We start from the raw sequence: 661 nt of genomic DNA, 5'->3' as shown, positions 1-661 counted from the left end.
AAGCGAGAGCTGTTGCCAATTCAATGTTTCTTGAGATGTTGCGAGTGCAATAGAAAAAGGGCTCGTTTGAGCCCAATACTTCCAAGGTGGAATCGCACTATTTTCTGTAGAGAATGGCTCTATGCTGAATGCCACACTAACTCCTGCTCAGACAAAGGAAGCACAGGAAGTTCGCACTTTGGCCAACCTTGCTCCAGCTGCGCTTTGAACAACCCGATAGTGTCCAAACCAGGAACTTCATCAGGCAACTGCCATTGCGCCAAACGTGCTAATTGGTTCAAGCCAAGGCTCGACTCAATGCTTGAGCTGATCACCGCTTTCATTCCTAACGCTTTTGCTTTTTCGATCAATTTAATGCAGAAATCGACGGAGCCGATTAATGTCGGTTTGATAATGATCGCTTTCACGCCTGTCAGATCTTCAAGGCTAAAGTCTTCTCGACGAACGGCATCTTGCAGCGTTTCATCCCAAGCAATCGCGATACCAGTATTAATGGCAAAAGACATGCTGTCGCCTGGAGCTCGGCATGGCTCTTCCAAAAACGTAATTCGTTGGCGAAGAGACGGTGTAATGTACTTAGCAAACTGCTGCGCTTTTTCGGGAGTCCAAGCGCGGTTCGCATCCAGTCGAAGCGTTAATTGAGGGATAGATTCAAGGAAGA

The 661-nt window shown here is 47.4% G+C and carries 1 protein-coding gene; it reads right to left on the bottom strand.

Features of this window, described 5'->3' with window-relative positions; genetic code table 11:
• Positions 1-119 precede the first annotated feature (119 nt).
• Positions 120-661, bottom strand: a 542-nt coding sequence (gene menC / locus R8N49_RS27755; RefSeq protein WP_318190528.1) for an o-succinylbenzoate synthase, incomplete at its 5' end; no start/stop codon positions are given.

The sequence above is a fragment of the Vibrio sp. 1978 genome (assembly GCF_033344345.1).
Note: the sequence above shows the minus strand (reverse complement) of the source record. Positions and strands in the feature narration are given on the sequence as shown.